The sequence below is a fragment of the uncultured Fibrobacter sp. genome (assembly GCF_937877005.1).
Classification (GTDB): domain Bacteria; phylum Fibrobacterota; class Fibrobacteria; order Fibrobacterales; family Fibrobacteraceae; genus Fibrobacter.
On sequence record NZ_CALEFV010000010.1, the window covers coordinates 1 to 6,127 of the forward strand.

Consider the following 6,127-nt stretch of genomic DNA (forward strand, 5'->3'; position numbering starts at 1 on the left):
AACGGCCTTCTCGAGGTCGGCGCCCAGAAGGTGGGAGTACGTATTCAGGGTGATTTCCACGTTCTCGTGGCGCATCAGCAGCTGGACGGACTTGATGTCGGCTCCCGCGCGGATAAGGTTGGACGCGAAGCTGTGGCGGAACCTGTGGTTCGTGGCCTCTCCCTGGAACTCGATCCCGGCGTTCCTTGCGGCGACCTTCACTGAGCTCGACAGGCTATGGATGTGGGGAAGGGGCTTGCCGTACCGTTCAAGTTCGGCATGTAGCCTCGACGAGACCGGGACCTTCGCCATCTTGTCGCCCTTTCCGACCAGGTGGATGTACCCGTCGTGGATGTCACCGTCGGATAGGTTGGCCGCCTCGTCCTTACGGAGACCTGCAAAGGCCATAAGTGCCCATGTTATCCTGAGCTCTGGTGTGGACGCGTGATCAAGGATGGCGTTCACCTGGTCAACCGTCCAGAAGAAGGGGAACGTGTTCCGGACGGTCTTCTTTTTCGGGACCTTCTTCATAGGGTTCCTAGAGATCCATTCCCTTTCGACGCAGAACGAGAATATGGAAGTGCAGTATTGGTGCCTGCAGTTGTATGAACTGGCCCCGAGTTTCTCGCATTTTTCGGCAAAAATCCCGGAAAGTTCTTCCGGCTTGATGTCCGCTACAAGTTTGTCTCGAAGTTCGAACAGCATGTTGAACGCCTGGTTGTACATGTACATCGTCTTGCTGTCGTATCCACGAAGCTGCCTGTCCTTTACGACTTCGGCGAACGCCCTCTCGAAGGTTATGTCGATTTCCTTGTGCTTGAAGTCCTCCAGGGCCTTGGCGGCAAGGAACTGGGCCTCGCCCTTGAGGGTTGTCCCCAAAGACCGGTACACCTCGATGCCCTGCTCGGGATCGGCTATCCGGGCGTACCATGTCTTGATGCCCTTGGACTTGTTCTTGCGTATGACGGAGACTCGTAAAGTCATGCGGCAAAATCTAGGTTAACGTGGAGCCACGACGAGGCTTTCCAGGTACTCGTCGCCCCATTCCTCCTTGAAAAGGAGCTTGTTAAGGTAGCGCATGAAGCGGATTTTCTTCTGCGCGACCTTGCGCTGGATCGTCTGCGGGTTGCAGCGCAGCTTTTCGGCCATGCCTGTGATGGTGAGGTATTTCACGCCGTTGAGGTCGTATGTCTTTTCTTTCGGGTTTTTCATGCTTTTTTCTCCTTCTTCGGATTCTTGTGGAGCATCCATTCCTGCTCCTCCTGCATCCATCCGGCAGGCAGGTCGGGGATTGTGGCGAGAGCCTCCGCGCGCTCGGTGGCGGTCACTTCTCGCTTGTCGCGAGGCCCCATGTAGTAGTGGGTGAGCCCGAGGGCTACGGCCTCGCATATTTTAAATTGGTGCTTGGTGAGGTTAATCATCGTCATTGTTATTCTCCATCGCTTTTATAATTTTTGCTTTTCTAATTTTCATACGTCTTTTTGAAACTTTCCTAAAATCTGGTAATGCTACTGATTGATTATCAGCTTTTGTCCAAAATTTACGCCCACACTTTCCGCATATTATTGCAGGATGAATATCAACGCCCCAAGCGTCTGCAAACTTGTCTTCATCAGTAATTTCTTTTCCAAGGCACTTGAAAGCCTTAAACCAATGATCGCAATCGCAGCATCTTACCCGATTTCTACGGTGGGCAAAACGTGGAATACTCAAGCCTGTATATTCAAGAACTTCGTTCTGAAATTCATTCAGCTCTCTACGCATCTTTTCCTCCATCTAGTCTAAGCCACTTGTTTCCGTCAAATTGAAGTAGCGTTCCATTGTAGACACGTTTCCTACTGATAATTGCATACCCTTCTTCTTTATGCGGATGCGGCTTTGTCTTTTCTTTTTTAGGTATTCCGTAGACTGTTACGGTATCTCCTGCCTTTGCGTCAGTCTTTTCTCTAATCCATTTAGGCGTTTGACAGCCATAGTAAAAAGTCGTTTGTTCGCTCAACGCTTTCTCTACATAATTCAACACTTTACTTTTGTTTATGTTAATCATGGTTTCTCCATATCTCACAGAACGCCCATCCTTCTAGACGATCGTCGCCCTTGTTGATATAGTCAGGCAATTCGGCAATTCCTATACCTTCGGGCTGCCAATGATTATGCAGGTAGAACCAATTTCTGGAACTCTCAAAGCATGCCTCATGTACGATACCAGAGACAATTAGGAGTATTGGCCTCTGATTGTAATACCGATTATCGTCCATTGGGTTGAATCTTATTTCAGCCATCATCCCCTCCTGCAATTTGGCTCTCCGCCCTTGGAATCCGCAATCCAGTTTGACTTGTGGTTCTCTAGCGCCTCTCGGATTGCGGTCTGGTTGATGTAACGTTCAATGTCACGTCTTGCGGAGTTGAAAAGTTCAAGAGTAGTGTATCTTTCTTGGATTAGCGCATTATGACCATTTTCGCTTAACGTGACAAAATTCGTGTAATCTCGATCTTTAGCGTCTGCCATATTTCTTCTCCTGAAAAGGGTGCAAACGGTAGCCCATCACTTTGTCTTCGAGGAAATGAGCTATTGCGTAGATTTAAGCGCTCCTTATCCTTGCGTTCGGGAAAAAGACTTTCTGTCGGTAAATTTTCAGCGTCTCGATAAAGTTGTCGATTGACTTCACATCAGGAAAACCGAGTATCACTTCAAGTGTATTTGCAGGGTTGTTGAAATTGTCCTCTAGTTCTTCCCGTGTCAAGAAGGCCCCCATCTCCTTTGATTCTTTCAATTCTTGAAGATGTACAGCCAAGTTGAGTGCGCAATTTTTGTCAAGCCCGATCCCGATTTTACCGAAGCCAAACTCGACTACGACGGCCTCGTTGCCGTCTTGGAACTTGTGGATGTGTATTCCTATTTCGCTCATTTTTTCATTTCTCCTATGGTTGTTAAATCTTATCTCGGCTGGCGGGAGTCGAACCCGCAACCTTCGGCACCTTCTTCCCGCGTGTAACCGTTAAACACCTTCTTTCATCGGAGTCGAACCGATATTCGGGTATAGCCGCGCTTTAACCAATTAAGCTACAGCCGATGTGGTTTTAGGTTTCGTCGATGAGTTTCTTAATCTGGTCGCCGAGGACTTTCTTGTAATCGTCCATGTGGTTGAACTGGATCGTGAGGAAGCTGTAGTCCTGGTTCTTTTCCTTCGCTTCCTTGATTTCTGCGCTCAAGGACTTGCAACGGTCATACACCTTGTCGCGTTCGAGAGCGAGCTTTAGGATTTTCTCGCTCGGTGTATCCTCGCGCTTTTTGCGAAGGCTGTTCAGCAATTCGAACAGGTTTTCCGGAATTTCTTTTTTTTCGTTGTTCTTGTTTTCTTCACACATGGTTTGTTTCCTTTGCCCTATGGGCGGTTATCTTTTGATTGTGAAAATCTCTGCGGGTTCTTCCGGGACCGGCACGGAATAGTGCCCTACCTGCTGAAAATCCCCGCACGGGGGCCGTTGCTGGTCTATTATGATTTCGATGTGTCCGGCGTCGTCCTCCTGAATCGTGAAGACAAGGTCCTTGCGCTTGTCTTGGTCATAGTGTACTTCCATCAGTATTCCTCCGCTTCCTTCCTCGTCCTGAAAAAGTGGAAGCCGCTGGCACACTCCACGTTGTACATCAGGTTGAAGTCCATGATTTCGATTTCCTGCCCGAGGCGATATTCGAAACTGCTGTCGTACTGCGAGTGCAGTACATCGTGGCCAGCCATGTCAGTAATCTTGGCCCGGTTGGTGCGACACTTTCTGCCGTTGATGCAGAACACGATGGCACCCGCGGGAATCTCTGCTGTGATAACCACGCCTTCCTTTGTTTTCTTGTAGCCGGTGAGCGGCTCGTCAAGCCCCTTGCCAAGCCGAAATTTGTCGGCGCCCGAGAGGTCGGCCCTGGAGAGATTGGCGCCCGAGAGATTGGCGCCCGAGAGATTGGCGCCCGAGAGGTCGGCCCTGGAGAGATTGGCGCCCGAGAGATTGGCGCCCGTGAGATTGGCGCCCGAGAGGTCGGCCCTGGAGAGATTGGCGCGCATATATTCCCAGCCTTCGCAGTCCTCTTTGATCCAGTGCCGGTGCTGTTCTACGATTTTGTCAAGTTCTTCCTGTGTCATATTACAGCCTCGGCTTTGCTCCGCATGTGCGGATGTTGATGTGATAAGACTGCGGACGGAACGGTTTTTGCTCGTTGTCCTTTTTCTGCGGTTCTTCGGATTTCTTCTGTTCTTGCTGCATATTATGCCTCCCAAGTGATGATGAAGTATTGTTTGCCATATTCCGCGCCCCATTCGGTCTTGCCCGTGCCGATGCGGATTTTCGGGTTTCTGAATGTTATCTTCGGGCTGTCCGCACGGTAGCCATTGCGAAGTACGAGCAGGTCGAAGTTCTTCTGGAACTGCTTCGTGTGAAAAACCTGTGGACGGTCGAAGTGGTAGGGCTGCGGAGGTACACCGAAGAACTTTTGCATTTCGGCGTAGCTGTAGAGCAGGTGGAAGTAGTGGTCTTTGATTTCACGGTACTCTTCCTTTTTCTTTCCGTCCCGTATCATCGAGAACCACGGTTCGGCGATTGTAAGCGTGAGCGTTTTCATGCGGTCACCTTTAAAATCTTCATTGCCTTGTCCTTGTTCTTTTCCAGCCATGCGTGGAGGGCTTCCGTCGTTTTTTCGTTGGGCTTCATGTCCTTGTAAGGCTTTGACTCGTCACCGTAAAACTGGCCGATTTCGCCGTTCTTCAATATTTCGGCCGTCGCGACGGGCTTTCCGCTTTTTGTCGCTATGAAAACAAGGAGGCATTTCCCTATTGTCATTTTTCCGACGTAATCGGCTCTTATAAGGCACTGGTGCAGCTTCTTGGCCTGTTCTATAACGGCGCTGACATTCTGCGGGACGTAAACTTTCAAGCCGTTCTTGCTGGTTGACAGCTTCGAGAACTTCCTTGCTAACTTGACAAAATCCTTTCTTGTGGCCTTGGCCCTCTTTTCGAGCTCGATCCTTTCAGCCCTTGCCCTTTCCTTGGCGGCCTGGAGCTCTGCACGACGTACACGGTTGAATTCCTTCATGACCTTGTTGTGCGCTTTCATGATGTCTGCAGGATATTTCCAGTAATCGTCGTCCACATTGTGCCCGACATTCCTGGCCATGCGTATGTAATCTTCATAATGGTTCAAAAGGTCTTTGTCCGGTCCGTATTTCTTGAACCAGCGAAAAGGAACCAATACACCCCAGTGCCTGAAGCCCTGCCAGGCGTCAAATTCTTCCGCAGTTCCTTTTCGATTGAGTACGAAAAGGATCTTGTTCAAGGTCCAGCTGCTGGCTCCGTCTGTTTTCCGGATGAAAGCAAGGACAGCCTTTTGCAATGCAGGTTTCATCTTCGAAAAAGAACCGTTCCGGATTAACTTCTTGTAACCGGCTCCAACTAGCAGCTCCGTCTTCGGATTTACTTTCCATTCGATCAACAGGTTCATGGCCTGTGTAAGCGTGTAATGGTCGGCCTTTTGCAGGGTATACTTGAATTCCGGATGTACACGTGTGATGGTGTCGTAAACATCGTTTACGTCCATGTCGTCGAAAAAGCCGTAACCGTCTTCGGAAAAACGCCTGACGTTCATTATAGGAGTCGCCCAATTTTCTACCTTCCTGCCTTTGTCCGGAAAGTCGACCATGTAGCCGGAAATAGGTATGTAGCAAAGGTTCCTGACCTGCTGGTTTCCATCCTCGTCCAACCTGTACACGTCGATTTCTCCGGCGCCGTGAGACCTTGTCGCGGGCCAAACGGCCCGCACGTATCGGAACACCTTCCCGCGTACTATTTCTATCCTGTTGTGGTACTGCGTACGTATCATCCTAGACCCCCAACATCGCGAACATGTCGATCTGATCCGGAACGGCTTTCTCGGCTTCCTTCTTTCGGGCCTTTTCAGCATCCTTGGCGGCTCTCTTTGCTTCCAGGGCGGCCTTCTTTTCCTCGATCGCCTTCTTCCTGGCTTCTTCCTTTTCGCGCTGGAGGCGGGCCTTCTCGGCGTCTGCCGCATCGGCCTTTTCTTTCTTCTCGAAGCACTTCAGGCAGAGTCCGTCCTTCCACAGGTGTAGGAAATCCTTTTTGCACTTGGAGCACTTTTCGAACTTTTT

The 6,127-nt window shown here is 50.1% G+C and carries 12 protein-coding genes, 1 tRNA gene and 1 pseudogene; all 14 read right to left on the reverse strand.

Annotated elements, in window-relative coordinates:
• The coding region (locus Q0628_RS00490) for a tyrosine-type recombinase/integrase (protein ID WP_298767480.1) at positions 1-963 on the reverse strand (963 nt) is incomplete at its 3' end.
• A gap of 15 nt (positions 964-978) precedes the next feature.
• Positions 979-1,191 carry a helix-turn-helix domain-containing protein gene (locus Q0628_RS00495; RefSeq protein ID WP_295685135.1) on the reverse strand — a complete coding sequence of 71 codons (213 nt, stop codon included), beginning with the start codon at positions 1,189-1,191 and terminating at the stop codon, positions 979-981.
• Entirely contained in the window at positions 1,188-1,406 is a 219-nt protein-coding gene (locus Q0628_RS00500) for a hypothetical protein (protein WP_298767483.1), read from the reverse strand. Before Q0628_RS00500 ends, Q0628_RS00495 begins: the two co-directional genes overlap by 4 nt.
• Positions 1,393-1,743, reverse strand: a complete 351-nt coding sequence (locus Q0628_RS00505) for a hypothetical protein (RefSeq protein WP_298767485.1) — start codon at positions 1,741-1,743, stop codon at positions 1,393-1,395. Before Q0628_RS00505 ends, Q0628_RS00500 begins: the two co-directional genes overlap by 14 nt.
• Positions 1,736-2,026, reverse strand: coding sequence for a hypothetical protein (locus Q0628_RS00510; protein WP_298767488.1), 291 nt, complete (start codon positions 2,024-2,026; stop codon positions 1,736-1,738). The genes Q0628_RS00505 and Q0628_RS00510 overlap by 8 nt, the downstream gene beginning before the upstream one ends.
• A gap of 234 nt (positions 2,027-2,260) precedes the next feature.
• Entirely contained in the window at positions 2,261-2,488 is a 228-nt protein-coding gene (locus Q0628_RS00515) for a hypothetical protein (protein ID WP_298767490.1), read from the reverse strand.
• A gap of 73 nt (positions 2,489-2,561) precedes the next feature.
• Positions 2,562-2,888, reverse strand: coding sequence for a hypothetical protein (locus tag Q0628_RS00520; protein ID WP_298767492.1), 327 nt, complete (start codon positions 2,886-2,888; stop codon positions 2,562-2,564).
• A gap of 33 nt (positions 2,889-2,921) precedes the next feature.
• Positions 2,922-3,053, reverse strand: a tRNA-OTHER gene (locus Q0628_RS00525).
• Between the two features lie 7 nt (positions 3,054-3,060).
• Positions 3,061-3,348, reverse strand: coding sequence for a hypothetical protein (locus Q0628_RS00530; RefSeq protein ID WP_298767494.1), 288 nt, complete (start codon positions 3,346-3,348; stop codon positions 3,061-3,063).
• A 27-nt stretch (positions 3,349-3,375) separates the two neighbouring features.
• On the reverse strand, positions 3,376-3,561 hold the full coding sequence (locus tag Q0628_RS00535; RefSeq protein WP_298767496.1) for a hypothetical protein: 186 nt from the start codon (positions 3,559-3,561) through the stop codon (positions 3,376-3,378).
• Positions 3,561-4,112 carry a pentapeptide repeat-containing protein gene (locus tag Q0628_RS00540; RefSeq protein WP_298767498.1) on the reverse strand — a complete coding sequence of 184 codons (552 nt, stop codon included), beginning with the start codon at positions 4,110-4,112 and terminating at the stop codon, positions 3,561-3,563. Before Q0628_RS00540 ends, Q0628_RS00535 begins: the two co-directional genes overlap by 1 nt.
• Before the next feature lie 122 nt (positions 4,113-4,234).
• A complete protein-coding gene (locus Q0628_RS00545; RefSeq protein ID WP_298767500.1) occupies positions 4,235-4,588 on the reverse strand; it encodes a hypothetical protein in 354 nt (117 codons plus the stop codon).
• Positions 4,585-5,841, reverse strand: a complete 1,257-nt coding sequence (locus Q0628_RS00550) for a PcfJ domain-containing protein (RefSeq protein ID WP_298767503.1) — start codon at positions 5,839-5,841, stop codon at positions 4,585-4,587. Before Q0628_RS00550 ends, Q0628_RS00545 begins: the two co-directional genes overlap by 4 nt.
• A gap of 1 nt (position 5,842) precedes the next feature.
• Positions 5,843-6,127: pseudogene (locus Q0628_RS00555) on the reverse strand (hypothetical protein); the annotation flags it as partial.

Excerpts from the sequence above, each read along its gene's own strand:
- Q0628_RS00495 (WP_295685135.1), bottom strand. The coding sequence starts at position 1,191 with ATGAAAAACCCGAAAGAAAAGACATACGACCTCAACGGCGTGAAATAC.
- Q0628_RS00500 (WP_298767483.1), bottom strand. The coding sequence starts at position 1,406 with ATGACGATGATTAACCTCACCAAGCACCAATTTAAAATATGCGAGGCC.
- Q0628_RS00505 (WP_298767485.1), bottom strand. The coding sequence starts at position 1,743 with ATGCGTAGAGAGCTGAATGAATTTCAGAACGAAGTTCTTGAATATACA.
- Q0628_RS00510 (WP_298767488.1), bottom strand. The coding sequence starts at position 2,026 with ATGATTAACATAAACAAAAGTAAAGTGTTGAATTATGTAGAGAAAGCG.
- Q0628_RS00515 (WP_298767490.1), bottom strand. The coding sequence starts at position 2,488 with ATGGCAGACGCTAAAGATCGAGATTACACGAATTTTGTCACGTTAAGC.
- Q0628_RS00520 (WP_298767492.1), bottom strand. The coding sequence starts at position 2,888 with ATGAGCGAAATAGGAATACACATCCACAAGTTCCAAGACGGCAACGAG.
- Q0628_RS00530 (WP_298767494.1), bottom strand. The coding sequence starts at position 3,348 with ATGTGTGAAGAAAACAAGAACAACGAAAAAAAAGAAATTCCGGAAAAC.
- Q0628_RS00535 (WP_298767496.1), bottom strand. The coding sequence starts at position 3,561 with ATGGAAGTACACTATGACCAAGACAAGCGCAAGGACCTTGTCTTCACG.
- Q0628_RS00540 (WP_298767498.1), bottom strand. The coding sequence starts at position 4,112 with ATGACACAGGAAGAACTTGACAAAATCGTAGAACAGCACCGGCACTGG.
- Q0628_RS00545 (WP_298767500.1), bottom strand. The coding sequence starts at position 4,588 with ATGAAAACGCTCACGCTTACAATCGCCGAACCGTGGTTCTCGATGATA.
- Q0628_RS00550 (WP_298767503.1), bottom strand. The coding sequence starts at position 5,841 with ATGATACGTACGCAGTACCACAACAGGATAGAAATAGTACGCGGGAAG.